Origin of the sequence: Clostridium cibarium (assembly GCF_014836335.1) — a bacterium.
GTDB classification, from domain to species: domain Bacteria; phylum Bacillota; class Clostridia; order Clostridiales; family Clostridiaceae; genus Clostridium; species Clostridium cibarium.
The window spans coordinates 61987-87786 of record NZ_JACSRA010000011.1 but is presented as its reverse complement, the minus strand read 5'-3'; the positions used below and the strand labels follow the sequence as shown (position 1 = coordinate 87786).

General features: G+C 28.0%; 36 protein-coding genes, 1 tRNA gene and 1 pseudogene. 27 read left to right on the top strand and 11 right to left on the bottom strand.

Going from position 1 to position 25800, the window contains the following annotated elements:
- The first annotated feature begins 7 nt into the window (after nucleotides 1–7).
- The 5 genes from trxA to H9661_RS08900 all read left to right on the top strand — a co-directional run bounded on the left by trxA (nucleotide 8) and on the right by H9661_RS08900 (nucleotide 3022).
- Entirely contained in the window at nucleotides 8–325 is a 318-nt protein-coding gene (gene trxA / locus H9661_RS08920) for a thioredoxin (RefSeq protein WP_191768362.1), read from the top strand.
- 3 nt (nucleotides 326–328) lie between these two features.
- The gene (locus H9661_RS08915) at nucleotides 329–1189 is read left to right on the top strand and encodes an NAD(P)/FAD-dependent oxidoreductase (RefSeq protein ID WP_143317330.1); all 861 of its coding nucleotides are present in this window, start codon (nucleotides 329–331) and stop codon (nucleotides 1187–1189) included.
- Between the two features lie 463 nt (nucleotides 1190–1652).
- A complete protein-coding gene (locus H9661_RS08910) occupies nucleotides 1653–1805 on the top strand; it encodes a hypothetical protein (protein WP_185966834.1) in 153 nt (50 codons plus the stop codon).
- Nucleotides 1806–1956: 151 nt separating this feature from the next.
- Nucleotides 1957–2883, top strand: coding sequence for an alpha/beta hydrolase (locus H9661_RS08905; RefSeq protein WP_191768359.1), 927 nt, complete (start codon nucleotides 1957–1959; stop codon nucleotides 2881–2883).
- Nucleotides 2884–2947: 64 nt separating this feature from the next.
- Nucleotides 2948–3022, top strand: a tRNA-Glu gene (locus tag H9661_RS08900).
- A 127-nt stretch (nucleotides 3023–3149) separates the two neighbouring features.
- On the opposite strand, the gene H9661_RS08895 is transcribed toward H9661_RS08900, so the two are convergent.
- On the bottom strand, nucleotides 3150–3476 hold the full coding sequence (locus H9661_RS08895) for a tyrosine-type recombinase/integrase (RefSeq protein WP_191768357.1): 327 nt from the start codon (nucleotides 3474–3476) through the stop codon (nucleotides 3150–3152).
- A 180-nt stretch (nucleotides 3477–3656) separates the two neighbouring features.
- Between H9661_RS08895 and H9661_RS08890 the strand changes: the two genes are divergently transcribed.
- From H9661_RS08890 to H9661_RS08870, 5 genes are all read left to right on the top strand, one after another.
- Nucleotides 3657–4055, top strand: coding sequence for a hypothetical protein (locus tag H9661_RS08890; protein ID WP_191768355.1), 399 nt, complete (start codon nucleotides 3657–3659; stop codon nucleotides 4053–4055).
- Nucleotides 4056–4531: 476 nt separating this feature from the next.
- Nucleotides 4532–5095: an HD domain-containing protein gene (locus tag H9661_RS08885; RefSeq protein WP_191768353.1), complete on the top strand. Its 564-nt coding sequence runs from the start codon at nucleotides 4532–4534 to the stop codon at nucleotides 5093–5095.
- A gap of 134 nt (nucleotides 5096–5229) precedes the next feature.
- On the top strand, nucleotides 5230–5514 hold the full coding sequence (locus H9661_RS08880; protein ID WP_191768408.1) for a hypothetical protein: 285 nt from the start codon (nucleotides 5230–5232) through the stop codon (nucleotides 5512–5514).
- Nucleotides 5515–5733: 219 nt separating this feature from the next.
- Nucleotides 5734–5961 (top strand): hypothetical protein, encoded by a 228-nt coding sequence (locus H9661_RS08875; protein ID WP_143317910.1) that lies wholly within the window; start codon nucleotides 5734–5736, stop codon nucleotides 5959–5961.
- Nucleotides 5962–6248: 287 nt separating this feature from the next.
- A complete protein-coding gene (locus H9661_RS08870; protein ID WP_191768352.1) occupies nucleotides 6249–6392 on the top strand; it encodes a hypothetical protein in 144 nt (47 codons plus the stop codon).
- A 378-nt stretch (nucleotides 6393–6770) separates the two neighbouring features.
- Here the strand turns inward: H9661_RS08870 and H9661_RS08865 are convergent, their stop codons facing one another.
- The 3 genes from H9661_RS08865 to H9661_RS08855 form a co-directional block, all read right to left on the bottom strand.
- Nucleotides 6771–6998, bottom strand: coding sequence for an extracellular matrix/biofilm biosynthesis regulator RemA family protein (locus H9661_RS08865; protein WP_191768351.1), 228 nt, complete (start codon nucleotides 6996–6998; stop codon nucleotides 6771–6773).
- A 354-nt stretch (nucleotides 6999–7352) separates the two neighbouring features.
- Nucleotides 7353–7595 carry a hypothetical protein gene (locus H9661_RS08860; protein WP_191768350.1) on the bottom strand — a complete coding sequence of 81 codons (243 nt, stop codon included), beginning with the start codon at nucleotides 7593–7595 and terminating at the stop codon, nucleotides 7353–7355.
- A gap of 4 nt (nucleotides 7596–7599) precedes the next feature.
- Complete coding sequence (locus H9661_RS08855; RefSeq protein WP_191768349.1) at nucleotides 7600–7797, bottom strand: hypothetical protein; 198 nt, start codon at nucleotides 7795–7797, stop codon at nucleotides 7600–7602.
- A 237-nt stretch (nucleotides 7798–8034) separates the two neighbouring features.
- Between H9661_RS08855 and H9661_RS08850 the strand changes: the two genes are divergently transcribed.
- Together H9661_RS08850 and H9661_RS08845 are read left to right on the top strand one after the other, a co-directional pair.
- Entirely contained in the window at nucleotides 8035–8349 is a 315-nt protein-coding gene (locus H9661_RS08850) for a hypothetical protein (protein WP_143317907.1), read from the top strand.
- A gap of 286 nt (nucleotides 8350–8635) precedes the next feature.
- Entirely contained in the window at nucleotides 8636–9469 is an 834-nt protein-coding gene (locus H9661_RS08845; protein ID WP_143317906.1) for a polysaccharide deacetylase family protein, read from the top strand.
- A 110-nt stretch (nucleotides 9470–9579) separates the two neighbouring features.
- On the opposite strand, the gene H9661_RS08840 is transcribed toward H9661_RS08845, so the two are convergent.
- Nucleotides 9580–10011: a hypothetical protein gene (locus H9661_RS08840; RefSeq protein ID WP_191768348.1), complete on the bottom strand. Its 432-nt coding sequence runs from the start codon at nucleotides 10009–10011 to the stop codon at nucleotides 9580–9582.
- A gap of 442 nt (nucleotides 10012–10453) precedes the next feature.
- On the opposite strand from H9661_RS08840, the pseudogene H9661_RS20080 reads away from it, so the two are divergent.
- The 6 genes and pseudogenes from H9661_RS20080 to H9661_RS08815 form a co-directional block, all read left to right on the top strand.
- Nucleotides 10454–10678 (top strand): annotated as a pseudogene (locus tag H9661_RS20080) (hypothetical protein); the annotation flags it as partial.
- A gap of 158 nt (nucleotides 10679–10836) precedes the next feature.
- Nucleotides 10837–11760: a tyrosinase family protein gene (locus H9661_RS08830; protein WP_191768347.1), complete on the top strand. Its 924-nt coding sequence runs from the start codon at nucleotides 10837–10839 to the stop codon at nucleotides 11758–11760.
- A gap of 197 nt (nucleotides 11761–11957) precedes the next feature.
- Nucleotides 11958–12092 carry a hypothetical protein gene (locus tag H9661_RS19865; RefSeq protein WP_279232114.1) on the top strand — a complete coding sequence of 45 codons (135 nt, stop codon included), beginning with the start codon at nucleotides 11958–11960 and terminating at the stop codon, nucleotides 12090–12092.
- Nucleotides 12093–12218: 126 nt separating this feature from the next.
- Nucleotides 12219–12371 carry a hypothetical protein gene (locus H9661_RS08825; RefSeq protein WP_185966864.1) on the top strand — a complete coding sequence of 51 codons (153 nt, stop codon included), beginning with the start codon at nucleotides 12219–12221 and terminating at the stop codon, nucleotides 12369–12371.
- A 178-nt stretch (nucleotides 12372–12549) separates the two neighbouring features.
- The gene (locus H9661_RS08820; protein WP_143317903.1) at nucleotides 12550–12849 is read left to right on the top strand and encodes a hypothetical protein; all 300 of its coding nucleotides are present in this window, start codon (nucleotides 12550–12552) and stop codon (nucleotides 12847–12849) included.
- A 343-nt stretch (nucleotides 12850–13192) separates the two neighbouring features.
- Nucleotides 13193–14377 carry a hypothetical protein gene (locus tag H9661_RS08815; protein WP_191768346.1) on the top strand — a complete coding sequence of 395 codons (1185 nt, stop codon included), beginning with the start codon at nucleotides 13193–13195 and terminating at the stop codon, nucleotides 14375–14377.
- A gap of 175 nt (nucleotides 14378–14552) precedes the next feature.
- On the opposite strand, the gene H9661_RS08810 is transcribed toward H9661_RS08815, so the two are convergent.
- The gene (locus H9661_RS08810) at nucleotides 14553–15053 is read right to left on the bottom strand and encodes a hypothetical protein (protein WP_143317901.1); all 501 of its coding nucleotides are present in this window, start codon (nucleotides 15051–15053) and stop codon (nucleotides 14553–14555) included.
- Between the two features lie 319 nt (nucleotides 15054–15372).
- On the opposite strand from H9661_RS08810, the gene H9661_RS08805 reads away from it, so the two are divergent.
- Entirely contained in the window at nucleotides 15373–16167 is a 795-nt protein-coding gene (locus H9661_RS08805; protein ID WP_191768345.1) for a flavodoxin family protein, read from the top strand.
- Nucleotides 16168–16215: 48 nt separating this feature from the next.
- Here H9661_RS08805 and H9661_RS08800 read toward each other — a convergent pair whose 3' ends face one another.
- Entirely contained in the window at nucleotides 16216–16440 is a 225-nt protein-coding gene (locus H9661_RS08800) for a hypothetical protein (protein ID WP_191768320.1), read from the bottom strand.
- A gap of 124 nt (nucleotides 16441–16564) precedes the next feature.
- Here H9661_RS08800 and H9661_RS08795 point away from each other — a divergent pair, with 124 nt between their 5' ends.
- On the top strand, nucleotides 16565–16891 hold the full coding sequence (locus tag H9661_RS08795; protein WP_143317898.1) for a beta/gamma crystallin-related protein: 327 nt from the start codon (nucleotides 16565–16567) through the stop codon (nucleotides 16889–16891).
- A gap of 200 nt (nucleotides 16892–17091) precedes the next feature.
- Nucleotides 17092–17589, top strand: a complete 498-nt coding sequence (locus H9661_RS08790) for a hypothetical protein (protein WP_143317897.1) — start codon at nucleotides 17092–17094, stop codon at nucleotides 17587–17589.
- A 116-nt stretch (nucleotides 17590–17705) separates the two neighbouring features.
- Here the strand turns inward: H9661_RS08790 and H9661_RS08785 are convergent, their stop codons facing one another.
- Nucleotides 17706–18047, bottom strand: a complete 342-nt coding sequence (locus H9661_RS08785) for a hypothetical protein (protein WP_191768319.1) — start codon at nucleotides 18045–18047, stop codon at nucleotides 17706–17708.
- Between the two features lie 418 nt (nucleotides 18048–18465).
- Between H9661_RS08785 and H9661_RS08780 the strand changes: the two genes are divergently transcribed.
- Nucleotides 18466–19623 carry a glycosyltransferase gene (locus H9661_RS08780; protein ID WP_191768317.1) on the top strand — a complete coding sequence of 386 codons (1158 nt, stop codon included), beginning with the start codon at nucleotides 18466–18468 and terminating at the stop codon, nucleotides 19621–19623.
- A gap of 216 nt (nucleotides 19624–19839) precedes the next feature.
- Nucleotides 19840–20901, top strand: a complete 1062-nt coding sequence (locus H9661_RS08775) for an Ig-like domain-containing protein (RefSeq protein ID WP_143317894.1) — start codon at nucleotides 19840–19842, stop codon at nucleotides 20899–20901.
- Nucleotides 20902–21090: 189 nt separating this feature from the next.
- On the opposite strand, the gene H9661_RS08770 is transcribed toward H9661_RS08775, so the two are convergent.
- Nucleotides 21091–21822, bottom strand: coding sequence for a phospholipase A2 family protein (locus H9661_RS08770; protein ID WP_191768314.1), 732 nt, complete (start codon nucleotides 21820–21822; stop codon nucleotides 21091–21093).
- A gap of 150 nt (nucleotides 21823–21972) precedes the next feature.
- On the opposite strand from H9661_RS08770, the gene H9661_RS08765 reads away from it, so the two are divergent.
- Entirely contained in the window at nucleotides 21973–22509 is a 537-nt protein-coding gene (locus H9661_RS08765; RefSeq protein ID WP_191768312.1) for a hypothetical protein, read from the top strand.
- Between the two features lie 12 nt (nucleotides 22510–22521).
- Here the strand turns inward: H9661_RS08765 and H9661_RS08760 are convergent, their stop codons facing one another.
- Nucleotides 22522–22842, bottom strand: coding sequence for a hypothetical protein (locus H9661_RS08760; RefSeq protein WP_191768310.1), 321 nt, complete (start codon nucleotides 22840–22842; stop codon nucleotides 22522–22524).
- Between the two features lie 144 nt (nucleotides 22843–22986).
- The gene (locus H9661_RS08755; RefSeq protein ID WP_191768307.1) at nucleotides 22987–24033 is read right to left on the bottom strand and encodes a galactose ABC transporter substrate-binding protein; all 1047 of its coding nucleotides are present in this window, start codon (nucleotides 24031–24033) and stop codon (nucleotides 22987–22989) included.
- Nucleotides 24034–24326: 293 nt separating this feature from the next.
- Here H9661_RS08755 and H9661_RS08750 point away from each other — a divergent pair, with 293 nt between their 5' ends.
- The 3 genes from H9661_RS08750 (at nucleotide 24327) to H9661_RS08740 (ending at nucleotide 25763) form a co-directional block, all read left to right on the top strand.
- Entirely contained in the window at nucleotides 24327–24737 is a 411-nt protein-coding gene (locus H9661_RS08750; RefSeq protein WP_143317886.1) for a hypothetical protein, read from the top strand.
- A 207-nt stretch (nucleotides 24738–24944) separates the two neighbouring features.
- Nucleotides 24945–25106 (top strand): hypothetical protein, encoded by a 162-nt coding sequence (locus H9661_RS08745; RefSeq protein ID WP_191768304.1) that lies wholly within the window; start codon nucleotides 24945–24947, stop codon nucleotides 25104–25106.
- A gap of 147 nt (nucleotides 25107–25253) precedes the next feature.
- Nucleotides 25254–25763 (top strand): GNAT family N-acetyltransferase, encoded by a 510-nt coding sequence (locus H9661_RS08740; RefSeq protein ID WP_191768302.1) that lies wholly within the window; start codon nucleotides 25254–25256, stop codon nucleotides 25761–25763.
- Nucleotides 25764–25800: the final 37 nt, after the last annotated feature.

Here is a 25800-nt window from a genome sequence, read left to right as displayed (position 1 = left end):
AGTTTATATGTTAAATCACATAAATACTAGTAATTTTACAGAAGAAGTATTAAATAGTAAAGGAGTAGTAGTTGTAGATTTCTTTGCTACATGGTGTGCACCTTGTAAAATGCTTTCACCAATATTGGAAGAATTACAAACTGAAATGGGCGAAAGCGTTAAAATAGTTAAATTAGATGTAGATGAAAGTGGAGAAATTGCTAATAAATATCAAGTTCAAAACATTCCAACAATAAAAATATTTAAAGATGGTGCAGAAGTAGATACTAAGGTTGGATTTTTACCAAAAGATGCATTAAAGGAAGCAATAGAAGAGGTTTTATAGGATATGTCTGAAAGATATGACATTGCCATAGTAGGGTCAGGGCCGGCTGGATTGTCAGCTGCCCTTAACGCTAAGATTAGGAAAAAATCTTTTATACTTTTTGGCAGCAAAAATTTAAGTTCAAAAATCCAAAAGGCACCAAAAATAAATAATTATTTAGGTTTTCCAGGTTCATCTGGAGATAAACTTGGAGAAGCATTTATAAAACATATAGAAGATATGGATATACAAATAACAGAAGAGAGAATAAACAATATTTATTCAATGGGTGATTATTTTGCTCTTATGGTAAATCAAAAGATGTATGAAGCTAAGTCTGTAATTTTAGCTACAGGAGTTGAATTTTCTAAGCCGCTAGTTGGCGAACTTGAATACCTTGGTAAAGGTGTAGGCTACTGTGCAACTTGCGATGCTCCTCTTTATAAAGAAAAGGTTGTTTGTATAGTGTCTTCAAATGAAGAAGGAGAACAGGAAGCAAATTACGTAAGTGAAATAGCTTCTAAAGTATATTATATTCCTTTATATAAAGGAGACTATAAGCTAAATGATAATATAGAACTTGTAGAAGATAGACCGGTTGAAGTTCAAGGAGAAGGTAAGGTAAATAAGCTTATCTTAAAAGATAGAGAAATTCTTACAGATGGTGTATTTCTATTAAAAGATGCTATTTCACCAGCGCAACTTGTGCCAGGATTGCAGGAAGAAGAAGGTCATGTTAAGGTTGATAGATTAATGACTACCAATCTTAAAGGGTTATTTGCTTGTGGAGACTGTGTTGGAAAGCCTTATCAGTATATTAAGGCAGCAGGTGAAGGTAATATTGCATCACTTAGTGCTGTATCGTATTTGGATAAATTAAAATAAAAGTTTGCAAACATATAGGTTTGCAAACTTTTTTATATTTATATTAAGTTTAAGTTAAGGTTTTCATTATAATATAGTAAATTGTAGAAGAATATTATAATATAATATGTAATATATGGAGTTAAATATAACAAAATGAATTGATGGGTTCTTTAACATGCTAAAGTGAGAAAATTGACAAGAAAGAATATATTTCTTGCAAAATAAAATAAAGTAAAATAGAAAAAACTCTTTTTATTAATGAGTGTTTTGGCATAAAAATTTTGCAAAATAACGATAAGTATGCTATTTTAGTTAAAAATGAAGGAAAAGTTAAAGATGAAATAAAATATTTTGAAAATTTCAAATTATGTAGTATAATAATTATTGTAATAAAAAAATATTCAAATACTTGTAATTAAATCTTGGTTTCTTACATAGTATGAGAGTATATTAGTAAATTGAATATAAGGAGGTGGGGGGTATGGCAGTAAGAGATTATAGAGAAATGTATATCACTACCATATTAACTTTAGGAAAAGATCGTGGACTAGCTGAGGCAGAACTAAGGAGATCCTATTTATCAGAATTAACTTTTGATGAGTTAAAAGAATTAGCTCAAAAATTACAAGGTTAATTGGAAAGGAATAGAAATGGATTTGTCTATTTTATTTTGAAAAAGAGTAGCTTTATGGTGTTATAAGCTGCTCTTTTTTATTTGCAAAAAATGATGCTATAATATAAAATAGTATAAATTGATATAAATGGAGAGATGAGGGGTTCTAGATATGATATTATCAATATTAATAGCAATATTAATAGTTTTTACTATAGTTTTTTCGATTTTTCTTCACTTTGCATCGGAATATGCATTTAAGGAAGCATTTTATGCTAGAAGAAAGACCAAAGAAGATTCAATTAAAAGGCTAAATAATTGGGGGCTTTGGAATGAAGAATATTTTGAAAATCTTCAAATGGAGGATGTTTTTATAACATCGAAGGATGGATTGAATCTTTGTGGACATTTAATAGAGAGATTTGAGGATAGTAATAGATATATAATATTAGTACATGGGTATAGTGCTAATCATTATCTTCATATGCCTTTTATTCCTATGTTTTTAAAGGAAAGATTTAATATATTATTGGTTGAAGAAAGATCTCATGGTGAAAGTGAAGGTAAATATGCAACTTATGGGTATAAAGAAAAAGAAGATTTAAATTTATGGATTAACTTTCTTGAAGAGAGAAAAGGTGAAGAATTATTTTTAGGATTACATGGACAATCTATGGGAGCTGCAACTGTTCTTTTATGTGGAGCTAGAAATAGAAAAGTTAAATTTGTAATAGAGGATTGTGGTTATTCATCAGGAAAGGAATTAATGAGATACCAATTCTCTAAAGTTGACTATGTACCTTTTGGACTAGTTTATTGGCTTTTAAATTTGAAGGTTAAAAGAAGATGTGGATTTAAGTTTGAGGATGTTTGTCCAATAAATGCCATAGCTAAAAGTGAAGTGCCAATATTTTTTATACATGGTGATGCTGATAAAAAGGTTCCTGTTAATATGGCAATAGATATGTATAAAAGAAGGAATCGTGAAGGTGATATGATACTTATTGTTCCAAATGCAGTACATTTGACTTCATATAAGGAGAAAAAGGAAGAATATGAAAGAATGGTCCATGATTTTATTAATAATGCTGATATTTAGGATAAAATGACCGATATTAGGAATTCCATAGTGAGGATATCTGTGGTATACTAATTCATGTTCTGGTCCATTGGTCAAGCGGTTAAGACGCCACCCTCTCACGGTGGAATCAGGGGTTCGATTCCCCTATGGACTACCATTACTAAGTCACAAATGAGTATATTACTCGTTTGGGACTTTTTTATTTGCTAAAAATTCATTGTAAAGTCTTAATTTAAATCCATTTTAAATCCAAAGTAATATTATTATATGAGATTTAATTAATATTAACTCCATTTTAATAGTTCTAATGTATCAACTGCTTTTTGTTTTTCTTTTTTCATAACATGTGTGTAAGTACTAGCGGTGACATCAATATTTGCATGACCAAGTAATTTAGATATAGTTAATAGTGGTTTGTCATTTTCAAATTGCAATGTAGCATAAGTATGTCTAAGAGCATGAAATTTCTTATGCTTAACTTTACATCTCTTTAAAAAGTAAATCCAACTTTTTTCAATATTACCTGCATCAATCAAATTACCATTGTCAGTTAAAAAAATAATATCTTCATTTTCAGTATTATAACTTGTGGCACAATTAACTTTTTCCATTACAAGGATTATTAACAATATAAGAATTGTCAACACAATAGTTTAGAAATTGTTTTAATAATTTGTTAGAATTATTAATCAAACTATAAAATTTATATTACAAATAAGTCTTTCCAATGATATTCAATTATACTAATATATTGATAATAAGAAGATTACATAAAATAGGAGGGGAAAGAAATGAGAAAAACGAATATAATAGGAATGTTAATATTATTTTTATTGATTATTACAGGATGTTCGTTAAAAAACAACAATAAATTAGAATACAAATATAATGGTGAGAATGATAATTGGAAAATAGAATATAAAACATCAAAAAATAAAGAACAGTATGAGAGAATACTTAAATTCACATATAAAGGTGATTTAGCAGATTTAAAATCTTCAGAAGTTCTAAAGTATTCTTACAAAACAGATATAAACCATGGAAGTGGTGAAATAGAATTGGGTGATGATATCAATACAAAATCATTTCAACATAGCATATCGGGAGAGGGGTCTAACATAGTAAAAGAAGATTCAGTAATAGTAACTATAGCAGTAGATCAAAAAATAGAAACTATAGATTTGAAATAGTAATATGATATAAAAAAACTCCCTTATTATTAAAGGGAGTTTTTTGAGAGAATTAAAAGCTTTTGCTATTGTAGAGCCTGAATTTGAAGAAGCAATATTGTCAGATAAAGAGAAAAAAGTTATTGATGGAGCTTTCAAGTAATAGAGTATTTGCAATTAAGAGGGTAGCCATTACTTCCTTCATAATTATGTAGATATTTCACAGTAAGTGAGGTGAAATTTCATGGATGATAAGCCATATTCTTTAGAAGATTATGAAGGTGCAAAGTTGCAAGGTCTTGATTTAGATGATTGGAATGATTATGTGAGATATTATAATTTAGGTTCAAGTTACGAAGAATAGTTCGTAATTTGTAGAAAGTGCGTAGAAACTTATAACTAATGTTCTTTGAAAATTGAATAATGTGATATTTGCTAAATATACTATAACTAGATTATAATGCAAATGAATTATATAATGCTAGGGAGGGATATAAATGTATATTAATGAGGATGAAATTGTTTCACTAACAGACGAGTATGGTGGCCAGTGGGGTATAAATCATACAAAAAGGCTATTACAGATTATTTCAGTTATTAGTGAAGGGCTACAATATAATCGTGAGGCTGTATGGGTTGCTGCTTATTTGCATGATTGGGGAGGATATGCAAAATGGTTTACCCCAGATATTGAACATCCTATACGTTCAAAACAACTAGCAGAAGAATTTTTGGTTAACAAGGGATACAAGAAGGAATTGTTGGAACTTATACTGGAATGCATAGAGTTTCATCATTCGGATAACCATAACAGATCAATTGAGGCAATGCTTCTAAGTGATGCGGATAAGTTAGACCTGTTAGGAATAGTGGGTATGTTAAGAGAATTTTCCATGAAGCCAAGGGATTTGAGAAGAGCATATGAAACTGTTATCAGCAGGAAAAGTAAGTTGCCTGGAGTGCTTTGTTTAAAAAAATCACGGGAAATTGCTGAAAAAAGAGTGAAACTGATGGATGAGTTAATAAAAGAATTTAATGAAGAGACATTTGGATATTTTTAAAAAACGTAAATTTTTTGCAAAGTCTTATTATTGATATAAACAAAAATAAATGACAGATATAAATATCGCATTATTCAGAATTGTAAAAAACGCGAGTGTATTTAAATTCAGAATAGACAATTAATAATATAATAATGATTCAATTTGACTATGATGAAACTGATAAAAATCTTACCTTGGGAATGAGTAATTTTGTTGGCCTGTCATTAACAGAAGGGCAACTTAGGAAGTTCATAGAGGATACGACAGATTCTAAAGTTGAAGTTCTTTATTTAGGAAAAGGATATTCGATAAGAATTAACAGAAATAAACAGATTAGAATTGCAGTTAGAAATAAAAAGTGGACAGAAGTAGCAAAGCTTAAAGCAGAGAAAGCAGATTTAGAACTTAAGATTAAAAATATGTGGAAAAAGAGTTAATTATTATTTTATTATATCTTTATTATTATAATAATATTACTGTTTTCAATGGTTTTAAGGTTATATAATAGTATCATAGAAATAAATCAAAAGGCACTTACATTGTAGTTTGTAGGTGTCTTTTGATTTTATTAAAAATAAATTTTAAATAGGTTTACAAAATCGTATAAGCTGATGTTTTAAATAGTGTAAAACAAATAAATTTTAGGAGATGGTTAAATGGGTAATTTTAAAACATTAAATTTTGGAGTTACATATCATGGATATGTTGTAAGGACTAAATCTAGTGCATTTAGTTTTATATCTAAAAATGGGGGAGAAACTTCAGAATTATTTGATGTAATGAGGTTCTATAGTGATAGTGAAGCGGCAAATTATATTACTGCAAATAATCTAGATACTTCATTGTATCAACCATGGCCAATTATAGCAGAATTTAAATGCTAATAAGGCAATTAAAAGGGCAAGGCACTTACTTAGTTGTAGGTGTCTTTTGATTATTTTTAGAAGTTATTTGAAATACTTAGAAGGAATTCACAATTTTTCATATAACAATTATTATATGAAAGGAGTGAAATTATGAGCAAATTTAAAGCATTAGAAAATTTGCCTGGGCATCTTAATAATTATGCAGAGTAATGTAGATATAATAGAGCAGATTTAATAAAGAAATGTCCAATATGTGGAGTAGATATATTTTCTAAGATGCATGGGAAATATGGGCAAGAGGTAAAGTGATTTCTATATTAGAATGCCCTAGTTGTGATGAAGTTTTTATCTTAAAGTATAATCCAATAATTGAGGAAGATGATGAAAGATATATTTTAGCAGAAACATATAAATGCGTTCTATTATTTGTAAAGTTTGTAGAATTTTGATATTGTTGGGGCACAAACCTTTGATTGATATTAAAACTTAAGAATGTTAATAAATTTGCAACAGCACAAGAGCCACATATGCAATTAGGATTGTATTTTATATTTGGTATTCTTTCACCAATCATATTAAGATGAAGTTGTGGTTGACTGGCTGTTTTTGTTTAATTATACATAATTTTCACAAATATATAAATAGAGAGGGAAAACTAATTTTTTTGAGTTCTAATAAATTATCGTTTAAAAATGATAGTGTGAGATTGGATTATGGGAGAAAATACCTGGTGTGAATTATTGAATATGTAGAATACTATATCTGTATTAAAAATTAGCAATCCATTTAAATTAAAAAGCTAGTGATTAGGAGTAAAATCTTGCTTGCTACCTTTTAAAGTTTTTAAAATTAATACTACATAAAATTACATAATCATCATCTGTGAGTATGATAGATTTTGTTTTTCTTCCATAATTAGCATTTATCAATTTACCAAAATACCTAGCATCTCTTATTAGCCTTTTTGCTGGTACTGATTCAGGGCTAATTACATCTATTATCTTATTTGAAGCAATGAAATTTCCAAAACCTATTTTGATTAATTTAATTCTCATAAATACACCTCACTTAATTTCCAATATTTTCAATAACCATTTATATTTAAATATATGGTAGATTTGTGTCGGTATCATTACAGAATTATTAAGAAAATATTACAATATATAGAAAACATAACATTATATCTAAAATTAGTTAAAAGATGCGGATGATTATGACATTACTGTACAGGAGGAAGGTAATCTGCGAACTAAAAGTAAAAAAACAAATATTTTAGTGTAATTTAAAAATAATGAAGAAATTGTTAAAGAACTTAAAAAAATAGGATGGAAAATATCTAATAAGTATTTATGTGGGATTTAATTAATGTCAATGTATTATCTTTTTCATATAGTTTTTACTAGTATATTCTAACTAAGTGGATCTATCTCTGGATAATTAAGTTTGTTATATATGTCTGTTATTTTTTCAGATACACTTATATCAGCAGTATAGAAAGAATTATTATATGAAATTTTATCTGAACAAATACCTATTTGATGAGTTTCACCTTCTGAATCTTCAATATTTATCAAGTATCCCCAACCCTTATATGGATCGTCAAGTTTTTCTTTCATATTGATAGATTTTATAAAAGATATTATTTTGCTCATATCTTCAGATGATGTAACATTCTTTTTTTTGTACAGTATTACCACTTTTAGTAATTGAAATAGAGCTAGGAACTATATCCATTGCTATAAAGTGTTCTTTATTCATTGTTTTTACCTGACTTTCTTTATAAAAAGTATTTAAGAAAAAAAGAAGAGACATAATCACAATAATAATAAATCCTAAAAGTGAAATTTTTTTCATAAAAATCAGCTCCTATTTGAAGTAATAACATAGTTTTAATATTATGTCAAATAAGTAATTAAAAGTTATATAAGTAAAATAAGGAAATGAAGATATTATACATAGATGGATATGTGGTATACGATATTTTTGAAATAAAGTTGTATTATATGGGATTTGAATAACAAGTATGTAAAGTTGTAATATATTAATTGTTATTAAATGGTACAAGCTTAGAATTAAAGGGGGAATTATATTATGAATAAGAAATTATTAAGTTTAGTAATTGTAGGAATTTTAACAGTAACTTCATTACCAGCAGTAACTACATCAGCTGCTGAAATTAATAGTACTAAAAGTGTTATATCAACAGTAAAAGCAAGGAGCAGTTGGCAGGATGGTTATATCCTTCCTGGTACTGATATATACTCAGAACCATATTCAGATCGTTATTATGGTTCTGTACAAACTAAAACCGAAGCAGATATTCAATATTATGGAAATGGTTGGTATAAAGTATACTTTAGTGATCAATATTTCTATGTATATGGTCGTGGTCATTTAGAGTTCTAAAAAGAAAGTTAACCTTGAAAGGCAGTAGTTAGGAGTAAAATCTTAGTTACTGTCTTATTTTTTCATTACTCAGGTATAAGTATTAGTAGCTATTGATAATAAGCTAAAATGTCTATATACAAATATTAAATATGTAAAACCTCAAGCCAGGGGAATAATTAGATAAAGGAATTCTTTGGTTAAATGGTGAATTGTGATATAATAAGTCGAAATCAAATTTAGATAAATTAAGATATTAAAATTAGTAAAGAGATTTAAATCAAATACAAGAAAAAGTGGAGGAATTATGAATAGAAAAAAATTAACAGCTATATTAATATTAATTTTTACAGGAATTTTCATGATAGGTTGTGCTAATAAGCAGATATCGAATGATACAGATTCTAAGGAAGGAATAAAGACAGAAGTTCAACAACCAGTAGATACTAACACTACTAAGGAAACAACATCAAAAAATACAAGTGAAAAAAAATATAAAATAACTAAAGAGGTTTATAAAATTAAGAATGTAATTATAAATTATCCTCAAATTAGTGGGTTAAGTGATATTAATAAGCAATCAACTATAAATAAACTAATTAAAGATGGAGCTGAGGCGTACATTAGCAATGGAGTTGAAGATAATTTAAATTTAGAGATTAATTATAAAATAACATTATCAAATGAAAATGTATTAAGTATTCAATATTCTGGGGTAGCAAATTTAGAGCAGGCTGCACATCCAACCAATGTATTTTATACTACTAATATAGATATGAATAATGGAAAGATAATAAAATTAACTGATCTTCTTAAAGTAAATGAAAATCTTGCAAATTCTTTTAAGAAGGGAAAATTAGTTTGTTATACAACTTTTGATAACGAAAAAGATACAGTAGAATATCAATCAAATATAAAAGAGCTTGTTAATAATATGGATAATAATGAGTTGATTTCGCAGTTTGAAAAAGCAGATTCTAAAGAAAAAATGATAAGTGAATATGTAGCTTTTTGCTATTTAACAGAAGATTCTATTGGAATAAGTATTGGTGTTGGGCATTCAGCAGGAGATCATGTGGAATATGAGATGAAATATGCAGATTTAAGGAATAATAAAAATACTAACAATAAGATTTGGTAGTAAATAAAAGGTTTGATGGCTTGTTGTTCTATAAAAAGTTATCTTAAAGTGGATGAGGAGCAGGCCAAAAAACCTTCATCAAAATATAAAACATACATTATAGATAAAAGTTAGAGAGGATCTATTTCATTATAATCAAGACTATCATATAAACCTTGAAATTCATCATTAACATTTTGGTCTATAGCATAAGATGTAGTATCAAAATTTGCTATCATTCCGAGAGTTACAGAATGTTTTTCATCATTACTATTCGTAATTGTTATACTATACATCCACCCCTTAATTTCTTCATTAGATTTTTTTTGAACTTTTATATTTTGAATAAAAGAAATTATTTTTTTCATATCTTCATCAGAAGTTACAACCTTTTTTAAAACTGGATTGCCAGTTTTAATTATTTCTATTTGTTTAGGTGTTGTAGTTGATATGCTTTTAATCATCTTAGTTTTTTCGTCATCTTTAGAAATAATCATTATAGCAAATATTAGTGTAATTAAAGATATAATAATTATTGTTGTAAAAATAATCTTCTTAATCATATTTATCTCCTTTGTTACAAATTATTTTATTAAATATTATTTTTGTTTTATTATACATAATTTTCATAATTATGTAAATGGAAAAAACAGCTAACCTTGAAAGGCAGTAATTGAGAGTAAAATCTTAGTTATTGTCTTTTCTTATGTGAACAATATATTTTATCATTTAGTTATTATAATAATATGGGAATTTTCAGCTTAAATGATGTGAGTTCATCATATAGAATATATAACAATAAACTTATTAGGTTAATTATTGAGTATCTTACAAATTAATGTTGGGTGGTGATAAAGTATGCAAATACCTTTTGACTTCCCAAGTGATGAAGCTAGAATCAAGAATCAAGAGGTTGCTTTATCACTTCTTAAAAAAATCATATATTGATATAGGAATTCCACAGGAACAAGCTGAGGAATTAACTGGAAAAAGAATATTAGAAAACTCTTAGATGATAAAAATAGAAATTTTATTTGTAATGCAACTCAATTAGAATTTACAAACAAAACTTTTGTTGAAGCTATTTCTTCTACATCGCCAATGAGAGATAGAAAATATAAGAATGTTAGGCCAGATTTAATAATTCTTGATGATTATCAATCTGAAGATGATGTTAGGATTGAGGTGGCTAGAGAAAAGAAGTGGAAAAGATATTCTGATGATAAGAAGAAACTTTATGATGAAATAAGCCAATCCATTTCTAACATTCTCCATTATAAAGAAATGAAAATATGTATAAATTTATTTGCCTAAAGCACATACTACCTATGATAAAACATAGAAAAAGTATATTATACAACTCATAGTTAAAGGGAGTGTGAATTGAATTGGTACATACAGCAAAAGAACATGTGGATCTCTTTTCAGAAGTTACTGTTGATCCCAAAAAAATCGGGAGTGAGCTAGAAGAGTTAATTACAAGTAATCGTCTTATTGAAGAAACAAAATTGAAAGATACAAGAGGGGTTACTGAATCAACGGCTCAGCTTATACGTAAAGATCAGAAAAATTTTGGAGAGAATGACGTAGTAGCGTTTAAGAATGCAATTAATAAGTTAATTGAAGATGGAATTTATAAGACTATAACTGAAATGCATGCTGATATGTCACATAATATGCATGGTAGCATGGGGAGAATTGGACTATTAAGATTTTTATCATGGCATAGACGTTATTTATTAGCATTTGAAGAAGCATTACAAAATGCTGATCGTACATTGCGCCCACAAGCAGAAACACTTATAACTATTCCATATTGGCGTTGGGTAGATCCATTTCCTGAATGGTTACAAGGTTTTTTACCTGCACCTCATCCAGTGACAGGTAATCCAGTACAATCTCGTAAGTTGTCTCCACCTGACTTAAAACCTTCGGCTAGTGACATTGATTTCATAATTAATGATTTTCAACAACAGCTTCCTGAAGCAAATGTGGATGGATATTCTAGATTTACTTACGGGCTAGAAGGTTTCGGCAGAAGAGCAGATAATTCTATACTTCCTGCCCATAATCAGGTGCATAATTGGGTAGGTGGAATTATGAATAACATAATGTATTCCCCTACAGATCCAGTATTTTGGTTGCACCATGCTGAAGTTGATCGTCTATGGCATATTTGGCAAAAGAAAAATCCAGATTTTCATCCTATATTGACAGGAAATGATAGCGTGATGGATCCTTGGCGAGAAACTTCTGTTCAATTAGCATCAATAACAGTACTTGGATATAGTTATGAAAGTGAATCGTTATAAGTAGGAGTTTTTACATTTTATAAAGAAATCCAATAAAATAAAGCTAGTTACTATAAGTTTGGGTAGTATGTGAATTCCAAGTATAAGAGATATATTTACAGAGGATTGGAAAGTAATTAAGTCTTAGAAAACTAAGGCTTTTTATTATGCTCTAAAGTATGGTTTTAAATTGCATATTATTGGAGTTAATAGTGTAAGTGAAATATATCAAAATAGTAAAAATATGTGTCTTAGAGCATGTTAGATGGTCCAGGGATAGAAGGAAATATGATAAAGAAAGATTTGCTAGAAAAATTAAAAATGCAAAGGATGATGAGGCTATTATACTATAAAAGAATTAGCTTTAGAATAATACAGTAAAATCTTAGTTAATGTCTTCTTTTTTGTTTAAATAATATATCATTTAGATTAAAACAAATGTATAATATCCATAAGGATATAAAAGTGGAGGAACATTTATGGTTATGGTTTTAGGTCTAATACTGATAACGGCTGGATTAGGGATTATAAGCCTTATAGGAATACATAGAGGCGTAAATAAATCTAAAAATCAAATATATTTAGCAACAAAGCATAGGGAAATGAAGGAAAGAAGAATGAAAAATAAATAATTTATGGGTTTATAGGAAGGTAGTGAGTAAGAGAAATATTATTTACTACCCTCTTTTTTATTTCATGGAAGATAGCCCAATAGTTCACTATTGTTGAAAAACCCAATTAATAATATTATTAATATTGTCCTAAATATGGACAGTAAATAATAAATATATTACGCAGGAGGTCTACTAAATGGTAGGAATGGGGTTAAGCAAGATATTAGCAGGACTTACAATCGCAGCAATGATTGCTGGGGCTGGGATAGGATTTAATAAGGTAATTAATGCCAATAAAATAGATACTGCTACTGCAGCAGTTCAGAAAGCGCAACAACAAATCGGTGATGCTTCAAAACAATATGATGCAGATAAGGGTGAAGTACAAAAAATAATTGAATATGTTAAAAATTTAGAAAAGCAAGTGGATGATACTAATAAAAAGTTAGATACTTTAGAACAAGAAGCGTCTAAATTAAATAGTATGTTAAACTAATATTCTAATGCTATATGGTTTTACATTAACTATATAGTAATATAAAGTGATAAGTTGGAACCAAAAGGAAAAACAGGATTTAGTGAAAGCATATATGTATATAGGAATATAAATGATTTAAATAAAAGGTAGTGAGTAAGAACAAAATCTTATTCACTATCTTTTTATTGCATGAAATAGGACTATATATATTACAGAAAAACAAATTAAATACTTGGAATGTCTAAAAACATCTCACTATGATTCTTTTCAGTTTTCACAATTAACAAACATATGATTTTTCTTGAGTTTCTTGTATAATGTTTATATAATTAAACTAATATTTAGAAATAGGGAGAGAATTATGAAAAATAAGGGGAAAAATAAAAAGGTGACATTTGTTATTATAGGAGCATTAATAATAATTGGAGTTATAGGGACAAATAAAACTGATGTGTTTGCAGGAATTGATGATGGTAATATGGACTTTAATGGGGATAATGTTGTGGACATGTTAGATTTGGCTAGTCTATCTCAAAATTATAATGTAAAAAACGGTAATATTAAGTGGGATTCTAAGTATGATCTAAATGCAGATAATATAGTTGATATATATGACATAGTCAAAATTGTAAAAAAAATTGGTACAATTGTACTGACTGATAATACAGATATAACTGAAATGTTTATAGATGAAAACTTTAAAAATGCAGTATATGAGCACATTAGTAAAAAAAGCCCTGAACCAATACTTTATTCTGACGTTAAAAATATAACAGAATTAAGTATAAGTGAAAAAAATATAAGTAATCTAAGTGGAATTGAATTTTTTACAGCCTTGACGGATCTAAATTGTTCTAATAATAAATTAATAAGTTTAGATTTAAGTAAAAATATCAAACTATCATATTTAGAGTGTGGTCACAATCAGTTAACAGATATAAACATAAGAAATTGTGTAGAATTAGGGATTTTGCATTGCAATTTCAATCAACTAACAAATGTAGATTTAAGTGGTAATACAAAATTATATGAGTTATATTGTAATAATAATGAGCTAATAAATCTAGATGTAAGTAACAATAAGGCGTTAAATGTCTTATCGTGTGCATATAATCAACTAAAAGAGTTAGATATAAGTAATAATAAAGTATTAACAGATTTAATATGTTGTAGCAATCAACTTACAAATTTAAATGTAAATAATACAGCACTAATATCATTAGAATGTAGCGATAATAAACTAACAGAGTTAGATTTAATCCCAAATACAGAATTAGCAGAGTTATTTTGTAATGACAATCAACTAAAAAATCTTTACATAAGTAATAATACGAAGTTAATTGTACTACTTTGTTCTAATAATCATCTAACAAGTTTAGACTTAAGTAAGAATACCGAATTAGTTGAACTTAAGTGCACTCTTAATGAACTTAATACACTTTATTCAATAAAGAGTACATGGGATGAATTGAGTTATAAAACTCAATATATAGATGCAAGTCATACGGCTACAACAGATAGTTTAACTATTACAATTAGAAATTAAATTGTAATTATTTTCAATTAAGATAAAGATTAATTAAAGAGTCTAGTTTTTCTAGGCTCTTATGTTTTATATCTAATTTTAAATATAAATATAAAAATAGAAAGAGTGAGAAATCTGCTTCACTCTTTCTATAATTTTTTTATTAGATTTATTTTAGTTTTTAATCTTGTATCATTTAGTACCAAGAGTAAAATTTTACGTTTGACAAAGCAGAGCTTGTCCATGCATATCGTATGCTTGTATTGTTAAAGCACTTATAGCCAGACATTGACATCCATAAGTCACCTACGGTTTTTGCTGTATTACCGTGTGGATAAATAACAACAATATGGTCACTTGTTATTCCTATTGTGCTATCTCCATTATTAGCACGATTTTGTGCTGTTACAGCTGATACAGAACGCCAATGAGTAGTGGCATTTCCTTTTAACTTACTTAAAATAGTAGAACATGGTCCGTCTGGTAATGGAGTACCAAGTTTTTTCATTACATCCTGAGCAAATATGTTACAAAATGTTTTTCCAGCATGTGGTTGATATTTAGAATTTGTTGTAACTTTAAATGAATCTATAGTGTTTTTATAAGATGATGTACTTGCTTTAGTACCAACACTAAGAAATGTGAAAATAGAAATAAATGCAGTTAAAACTAAGAAATTTCTTAATAATTTTTTCATATGATACCTCTCCTTTTATCTTTTTTATTTTTGTACATAGTTATAATTACACAAAGAAATGATATTTCCTTCTTTTTATGGTAAAAATTATAAAAATATCTTTAATATATATTTGCGTCTAAAAATTTTAATTGGTAGATTAAGTAAAATTTAATATGGTATTATTCAACAAAAAGAATATGCGGTATTTTTTATTGCCTAAAATGAGATATGAAAAAGTACATATAATTATGGAGTTTAATATGTATGATATTTGGTTTTTAATAGTAGAGTAAAATGTAACAAATATTAATTAAAAGAATTATAGAGGGGGAATAAAATGAAATCTGAACAAGTAAAAAAAGTTACTGCATTTATTGGAAGCCCACGAAAGCAAGGAACTTATGGAGCAGTTAGAGAATTTGAAAAATATTTAAGGTCATATGGAGAAATTGACTTTGAATATGTTTTTTTAAAAGACTATAATCTTGAAAGATGCAAAGGTTGTAAGTTATGTTTTGACAAAGGCGAGGAATATTGTTCCTTAAAAGATGATCGGGATTTATTACTTAATAAACTGGATAATTCAGATGGAGTAATTTTTGCCACCCCCAATTATGCATTTAATGTAACTGCGCTTATGAAGAACTTTTTAGATCAAATAGCTTTTGTTCTCCATAGACCACGTTATTTTAGTAAGGCTTTTACAGCTATTGTTTTTCAAGGAATATATGGAGGAGAATCTATTGTAAAGTATCTAGAAACTATAGGAGAAAGATTGGGTTTTCATGTTGCAAAAGGATGCTGTTTGACAGCATTAGAGCCTATAACAGAAATTGAAAAGAAAAAAATAGCACAAAAAATAAATAAAGCATCTGCAAGATTTTACAAGAAGCTTATGCGGCATGTATTACCTACTCCTTCTTTATCCAAGCTAATGATATTCAGATTATTCCGCACAAGTTATAGGACGATTACTGATGAAAAGTTCAGAGATTATAGATATTTTAGAGAAAAAGGCTGGTTTGAATCTGATTATTACTATTATGTTCAATTAGGATTTGTTAAAAAGATGGCAGGTCGATTTTTTGATTTTTTAGCACAATGGATAGCTAAACGTAAACTTCGGATTTAGCAAAATGCATTAGAGTTCAAAAAGAAGTGTATAAAATGAGGTTATTTATTACCCGATAGTAATATCATCATTAGTTGGAGATTTACTAGGTTGCTTTTGTGCTTCTATATATTGTTCTTGAGCTGCAAGAGTTAACATTAAACATCCTATGCCTACAATGAAATTTCCAAGTACATTTATTTCATCTGCAGTCTTATCTTTTGAAAGAGCAACAGCAAGTACATTTGTTAAAATTAGTAAGTCTTCAGGAGTTAAATTATCTAAAGATGACATAATTGTACCTACTTATAAATCATTAATAGTAAATATTATGATTATTGTTTAAATAGTATGAGTGGTGATTTTTAAAGTAGTGCATATATTGTATCATAATTTATTATAACGATGGAGATTTAATATGAACTATGTACCATTTTATTCAGGCAATAATCAATTTGATGCTTTTAGAGCAAGTGGAATTCCATTAATAGGTCACGCTATTTTATTTGAGCATGACAATTTTAAGGGAGCTCATTTACATGTATTTAATGGAGTAGATAGTCTTTCGCAATATGGTTTTAACGATATAGTATCTTCTTTTGTTGTTTTATCAGGAAGATGGCAATTTTTTCGAGACGACCAATTTCAATTTCCATATGAAGGTGTTTTTGGCCCAGGAGTATACTCATGGGTAGAAAACTATGGGATAAAAAACGATGATTTGTCATCTTTAAGATGTGTATAATAGTATATTGTTAATTAGAAATAAATAGGAAATTGTAAAATCGCATTATTCAAAAATAATTGAATTTGCGATTTTTTCTACGTAATATTAAAATTTCATATAGTAAATTGAAGTGAAAAATTGAATAATCTGGTATTGAAATATGTGGATAGTTAGTATATGATAAACTAACATGTATTAATTTAAAATGGGGTGAACGTATGGACAATTCTTATTTCTGGACAATTCTTAATATAATACTAATTATTTTTGGAACAGGTTTGTTATTAAAAGATTTATATGCAGTATATCATCATGGAAAGTTTATTGTGAAAGTAAAAGATAACAGAGTTCTAGCTATTATATGGGGAGTCTTAATAATATTATTCTCTATGATATTTTCGTCTGAGATAAGATTGTATATTCATAATAAGTTAGATAATTTTAATGGAATATTCGTATATATCTTTTGGATAGAATTATCAATATCAAATATAATAAAATCGTTTATAGGATCAGAATTAAGAGAAAATGGAATATATAACTTGGGTTATTTTTATAAATGGGATAAAATTAAGAGTTATAGTTGGGTGTTGCCAGATATAATTCAATTTAAAGCAAATACATTTTTGGGAATTAATCGAAGATTTAAATTTGATATAGATGAAGAATTAAAGCCAATAATTAATGAAACGATAGAAAGAAAGCTTGGCTTGTAATTTTCTATATTGTACAAGCAGAATAAATTTAATATTGGAAAATTATAACTTAACAAGAAAAGCGGAAAAATCAAATACGATATGTATTTGATTTTCTGCTTATTTATAAAGAACTATTAGCAGTCCTCAGGTACAGTACTTAAATATTGTCCTGCAACATATACCCTTTCTCCATGTAGATAGGAACATCCTTGTCCATTAATTAAGCCATAAATATATATCTGCTGACCACAAAGAAGAGTTCCTCTTATTTCACCGTTACCATTTCTTATACGAACACCACTTCCAGTACAATATACCCATCCTACATAATCAGCTGGTACTGGATGACGAGTATAATGTCTACTTGCACTACTTATTGTAGTAGTATCTGTGGTAGCTGCTGATGTAGCTACTGCTGGTAAGGAAGTTACTGCAAGAACTCCTGCGATTACTAAACTTAATAATTTTTTATTCATATTATCATTCCTCCTTAAATTATAGGCTTGTACTATATCGATATATCTGCCTTCAAGTAGTATTTTACACATATTTACATAAATTACCTAATATGGTATAGTTCTGATATTACAAGTATGAATTGATTTCGTCTAGTTACACTTTACATATATACTTATTCGCAATATCTCTTATATTTCCTTTTGTTCTTGTATTTTACATAAATTACTTATTATGAATAAAACGTGTTTTTTAATTTTGTTATGAAATTTTTAAATCCTACATTGTTCTATATTCTGATTAGTTAGATTCGTTAGCTATAAGTTTTATATACAATATTAAAAATTAATCTTTGAAAATTGAATAAAGTGGTATTTGCCAGGAATAGTATAATATGCATATGACTAATATAGCAAAAAATATATAGGAGTGAATATTATGAGAGTTTTACTTGCACCAATGTCAGCGATGACAGAAACAAAAGGACCTTTTTCAAGAATAGTATTATTAGCTAACGAATTTATTAAGAGAGGTCATAAAGTAGCATTATGCGCACCCGAAGATATAAATTATCATAGTATAGAAAACGTAAAAAATTATTATGCCCCTATTCCGTCCTTATTAGGAGTTCCTAAATTTGTTGGCAATAATATATTTAGAATATCACAATTAGTTGGATTACAGCAAAGAAAACAGATTAATAGCTTTGAAGAAGTTTTACACTTGGTAGGAGCAATTAATAGAAAATATTTTGCAAATGATGTATCTTGTATAAGAAGAGCAATACAAAAATTTAAGCCAGATGTGATTTATTCAGAATTTAGAATAGCAGCTATTGTTGCAGCTAAGCTAGAAAAAATAAAAGTAGCTACAGGATTTAGCTTGCCAGTTCAAAAAAGTTTTGCATCTAATCCTGAGTATAGTAAAGGGGTAAATAAATATTTAACTGAGAATAATTTGAATAAAGTGGAATCTGTTTTGGATATATTTGACTGGGCTGATCTAAAGATTGTTCCGAGTTCTTACGAGATAGAGCCAATAGACGGAGAAAGCATAGTCTTTGTTGGACCTCTTTCTTCACCTAAACTAATACAAACAAAGGGAGAAAAAAACAAAATAGTAGCATATATGGGGAATGGGACGATTTCTCCAATGATATTAATAAAAGAATTAACTAAGGCATTTGAAAGTTCTTCTTATCAAGTTTATATTGCTACAGAGCAGGTGGAGCCATATAAGAAAAATAACATAAATGTCAATAAAAGATTTGATTTTAATGAGTTATTGCCAGAAGCAGTAGTGTATATAAATCATGGAGGTCAAAATAGTATTATGACAAGTTTAATATATGGAGTCCCCCAAATCATATGTCCAGGTAATGTATTTGAAAGGAAGTATAATGCATCTTCGATAGTTAAATTACAAGCGGGAGCCATGTTAGAAGTAAGTGATTTTAATTATGAAACAATAAAAAAAATAGTTAATAATTTTAATGAAAATCCTGTATATAGAAATAATTCTAAGAAAGCGGGAGAAATATTGTTAAGTCTTGGAGGAACTGCGAAGGCAGTTGAAGCTATTGAAAATTTAATTTAGCTAAGAAGTTTCTTAATATAAGATTGTATTAGAAGTAATATAAATAATGAATTACAATACCGTATTTTTGAATAAAAAGAATATGCAATATTTTAGTATTAAAAAATGGTATGCTATTTTAAATAAATTATATATGGATTTTATTGGAATTTTGTGTTTTAATGTTTATAATAATAATTGAACGCGTTTGTAATTTATAAATGAGGGGAAACATAAATGAAAAATTATATTAAAAAGTTTAGCATAATATTTTTAATATTATTTGCTATAATAGGAATTCAATTAATTCAAAGGGGAACTGTTGTGAGTGCAGCTACTGTTGGGCAACAGTTATTACAACCAGAAAATGGTTGGCGTAGATATGATGATAGGGATAGTATAATACAATATGTAGGAAACTGGTGGGTTCATTATCCTGATATGCCAAGTTTCTATAATGCTACAGAGAGTGAGGGGGATTGCTATAAGGATCCAAATTCTAAAATACAATTTAAATTTCAAGGGACAAAATTAAGGATTATATCTATTTGTAATTCTGCCTGCTCAAATTCAATAAACATATCTATTGATGGAGTCAAACAAACATTTAGCGAATACAAGGCAAAAAATGAGCAACTTCAAACATTAGTATATGAGAAAAATAATTTAAATAATAGCATCCATACAGTAGAAATTACTAATAATTCAACATTTTTGTGCCTTGATGCAATAGATATAGATTCTACAGGAGAGTTAAAACCGTATAATAATGACAAACTGATAGTTGTATCAGGGATATCACTAAATAAAACTACAAGTAGTTTACAAGTAGGACAAGCAGATAATTTAGTTCCTACAATTACACCAAACAATGCAACAAATAAAAATGTAAAGTGGATTTCAAGTGATACATCAGTAGCAACAGTAGATTACAATGGTAAAGTAATTGCTAAAAAAGCAGGAACAGCAAACATTATGGCAACAACTACAGATGGAAGCAATTTATCTGCTACTTGTGTTGTTACAGTAACAGATACAAGCACTACCAATCCAAATAAACCAATGGCAGATAGAGCAGTCTTAACTATAAATATGTCCAATAATGTTATAAAAACTTATGATTTATCAAAGGATGAATTAAATGCATTTTTAAATTGGTATGATTCAAGATCTAAGGGAACGGCCGAGGCGTATTATATACTTGAGAATAAGCCTATCGGAGGGAAGATAACAAATAAAGATTATATTATTTATGATAAAATAGAATATTTTAATGTGCAAGAATATAAAGCTAATTAGGAGTTTAAAGTTTAACTAATAAGAAGTTAGTGGGTAAGAATTTGAACTGCACTCTAAATTTTAGACAGTCTAATTAAGCAGCTCTTTGGGATTGAATCCTGTATTGTACAGGACTCAATCCTTTTATGAGTTAAGGTTTGCAATTTTTTAAACATTAATTATAGAGAAATTTAATAGCAAAATAATTATCTAATTCCAAGGAGGATATTTTAATATAGTTGTTGGAACCATATCAATTGCATATGAAAATGGTGATAAAATAATAGGGGCTAATAGTGGAAAAGATCCCTCCAGTGGCTTTAAGCATTTAACTAATTCTTGATCACATGTTGGAAAGGGGTAAGAAATATCATATTCTGTATAGCAATCATCATGAAATTTACAACACCAATCTACAGGATTGATGGGAGTTCCAGGACCACTACAACCAAGACCACAATAATTGCCAAATATGCAAGGTAGATTACCATTTAGTTGTCTGACCCACCAAGTATTGTTGTCCCAATATATTGCATTTCCACGTATATGACCTATAAGTTCATCCCACTCAGTAGCTATGACAGTATCTTTATTTAAGAAACTTCCTTTTGATCTATCTTTGACTTCATTAATAAAAGTTAGATTATTTGTGTCTTTCTCCTGGATAATCTCACAAAAATCATGTCGTTTTGTGTTAGGATTATATCCATACCAAATTCCATTAAGGTAGGGTATTTCACTTGGAGTAGGAGAGTTTTCGAAATTTTGTACAGACACTTCCCTAGGAGAAGATACTTTTTGTCTTTCGTTTGTATAAACTTGTTCTATAGTTTTTTCTTGAGTTTCACATGTTCTATGCTTATGAGATAGTGCTTTCTTATTGCATAATATGTGAGGATTAGATATTATTGGAATTGAAACAAATTGTTGTGTAAAAAACATATTATAATGCTCCTTTTTTAAATGTATTATAATATATGTTTAGGACAATCTTTAAGGTACTCTAGGTTAAGTTAGAAAATATAATTGATAAACTTACGTATAAATTAGTTGGATATAAATGATATCTATACGAAAGTAAAGGTGATTAATATGAATAAAAAATTGAAGATATTATTAATTTTTATTATTATATCTTTAATTGTAATTTCAATAGTAATTCCCAATTGGCCATATAAAACGCCAGGGAAACTAAGAAACTCAAATTATGTTGAATTAGAGATTGCAATAAGTCAATCTACAGGAGGACCTGGGGTTTTAAGCGGAAATGATAATATAATTGAATATGGCAAAAAAATGGGGTATAAAAATTTGAACACTAGTGAGGTTAATTTAACTGAAGGAAATCCTATTTATAAGACAATAATAAATGGAATGGGATATAGGTATAATGATTATATGAAATATCATTATTTTAGGGTATATGGGGAATTTGAAAGTAAGCCAGATAAGTATGGGGTATTAACATTTAAGGTAGCAGAATGGTACCCTTTGAAAAAATATGTAGCAATAAAGGATACGATAGAGTGGGATAAATATAAAATAGTAAATAGTATTTTAATTAAATGTAATATTGCTTTATTAATTATAGTTATAATAGTAAGCAAAGTCCGATGTAAAGTATTATAAATTTTTTTTATTTTATGAAAAATATATTTCACCATCACCAGCTATTACTACTTTGTAGCTAGATTTTAATGGAGTTACGTCATATTTTATAGAGTGTGGGTCTAGCATTATAGATTGAAGTGTTTTTAAGTTACTATCAAAAATAATTATATAAGAGCTTTTATCTGTAGATACATTTTGAACTTTATAAATTTTATCTTTCAAAATAGCCTCAAAATCACTCAAGTTGTAAATGCCTTCTTTAAATACATTTGATGTAATCGGAATAGCTGCACCTATTAGGTTAAATGATAAGATTAATAAAATCAAAAATTTTAGAATAAGTTTTTTCATTATATAACCACCTTTCACTAATATTTTGTGTAATGCATATCATATTATTCCATATTTCGTTGTGATTTAATGTAGTAATATTTATTACAAGGAACTCCTTTTATGAAGTTCCTTGTTTGTATTTTAATTAGTATATCTATTTACTTAGCTTAGGTATTCTCTATATGGTATGCGAACTGCTATTCCAGTATCATCAAATTTATATTGCGTATCAGAAAGAGGGTCATTACCTTGAAATACATTTAATCCTATTGTATAAATAGCTTTGGCCATTTCGGAAGGATCTTGCAAAACTGATCCAGCCATGAATCCCTTCTTAATTAACTCTTGTGCTTCAGGTGTTGCATCTATTCCAGTAACGACAATTGTTTTTTTAGGGTTTCCTAAATTATAGCCATATTTTTGCAGTGCTTCTATGGCACCTATGGCCATCTCATCATTATTTGCTATTATAGCTTCAATTTTGTTATCATATCTAAGAAATAAGGAGCTAATGTTATCTCTAGCCAACATTCTATCCCAATTAGCTATACTTTGGGCAAGCTCAGAGGTCTTTATTCCAGCTTTTTCAATGGTAGAAATGACGGATTTTGTTCTTTCCTCAGCTTCAATATTGTTTTGTTGACCTCGTAATATAATGTACTGTAATATGCCATCGTTATTAGTATCTAGTGCTTTTCTATTATTGTTCCACATATTAATAAGTATTTGTGCTTGTATAGTACCTGCTTCTATTGCATTTGTTCCGACGTAGTAGGATTTACCATAGAATTTAATAGTATCTATGTCTGCTGGTTCTCGATTAAAGAAAATAATAGGTATTTTACGTTGTTCAAAAACTCTAGTAATATCTTTAGTTGATCTTGTATCTACTAAATTTACTAATAAAAAATCTGCATTATCATTAACTAGTGTGCTTATGATTTCATCTTGTATTGCTTGATTTCCTTTACTATCATAAAATCTAAAGTTAACTTTTCCTTCATTTTGTTTTTCAATATTTTCTAAGCTTTGTTTGACTAAAGAAATAAATGCATCTTGAAAGTTATATAATACTACATCAACAATTACAGGTGTTTGTCTTAATTCATTTGCTTTAGCATTGATGTTTCTAATTTTATGTTGAGATAAGGTAGAAAATGTAACTAATATACATATTAAAAGGGAGAATGTTCTTTTTAGTATTCTCAATTTTAATTCCTCGCTTTCTAGTTTGATAAGTTTATTAACATATTTTTTAAATAAAAATAAGGAGAAAAGATTCAATTCTTCATCATACAATCTTTCTTTGGATATATTTTGTGTAAAAGATATCGTATTATTCGATAATTTATTTTGAAATCATTCTTGATGATAAAAATTGAATAAATGTAAAATTAAGGAGGTATTTTTCTGCGAGTGTAGAAGTATTGTTATAAGAACATAAATTTTATTTATTAAAATAATGTTCTTAAGTAATAATATTCGGAAAGGAGGAAAAGCTTGTGAGTTCAATAAAAAAGAAATTCATGTTACCATTAATGATAATATGTGTATTTATTATTTCACAAATACCATCTACAACAAGTTATGCAGGTACATGGAAATCATTCACTCAATCATTTGGTAGTGCAGGAATTATTTATACTAATCAATTTAGTATGAGAGGACAAGGTATATCAATAGAGGTAAATGCATCACCGTTTTATAATGGGAATAGGATGAAAATTACATTACAGCAGTATGATTCAAGTAATAATTCATGGAATGATTCAGGAGCTGAACCAGCTCGGTATGCTAGAAATGGAGAAACTCAAATTTATAACTGGAGTCATACTGGAACATGGCGTTTTAAGATAGAATATGATGAAAGCGTCAGGAGTACAAATATAAGAGTTGAGTATTTTACTGAGTAGAGCAATAAAATAATTAAATTAAAGAACTCTAGAAATGAACTGCTGATGTCAAGTTGACAGAGAGTAGTTTAGAAATAGGGTTCTTTTTAATATAGTACCGTATATTATACAAAAATAATATGCAGTACTTTTTATTGGCGTATATTACAGAATATATTAATATTTTCAAATTCGTTACATTAAGTGTAATATCATGTTATATAGTATTTGGGAGAGTGGGAAAATGAAAAAAACAATTTAATTGTTAGGCCTAATCAATATACATCAAAAATTAATTTTGATAAAGGAAGTACAATATTAAGAATTGACCACAAGGTTACGCCAGATGAAGCTAATAAATATGAAGATGAATTTCAAAAGATTAAGTAAATAGATATAATATTAAAAAGGCTAGGAGATAATCCTGGTCTTTGATTTTATAGATATAAAAGTTCTGTGGTATAATTTTCCTAGAGGTTGTTTGGAGATAGTATCGAAGAAAAAAATTATTACTATAAATAAAATAGGGGGAAAGTTATGAGATTATTAAGGCCGTCTATAGAATATAAGCAGCAGGTTTTAGATTATAAAAAAGAATTTATGGAGAATGGTGATGATTTAGCTGGTACATCATATTTGCAGGAGTATGATATATATGAAGAATGGATGAAATTTGTATTGGATAATGAAAAAGAGAGTACAAAACATACTGAAGTGACTGGAAGTGTGTTCTTGGCTGTGAATGAAGAAGATAATAAATTAATTGGTATTATAAATATTAGACATTCATTAAATGAGTATTTATATAATTATGGAGGGCACATTGGCTACAGTGTGACAAAAAATCAGCGAAGAAAAGGTTATGCTAAGAAAATGCTGAAAATGGCACTTGAAGAATGTAAAAAATTAGAAATGAATAAAATTTTGGTTACATGTGATGCTGAGAATATTGCTTCTGCAAAGACTATAAAATCTTGCGGTGGGATATTGGAAAATGAAGTTCTAAACAATGGGAAGTTAACCCAAAGGTATTGGATTAAGTTATAGGCATGATTTAGCTATATGGTCAGGCTTAAGTTTAGTA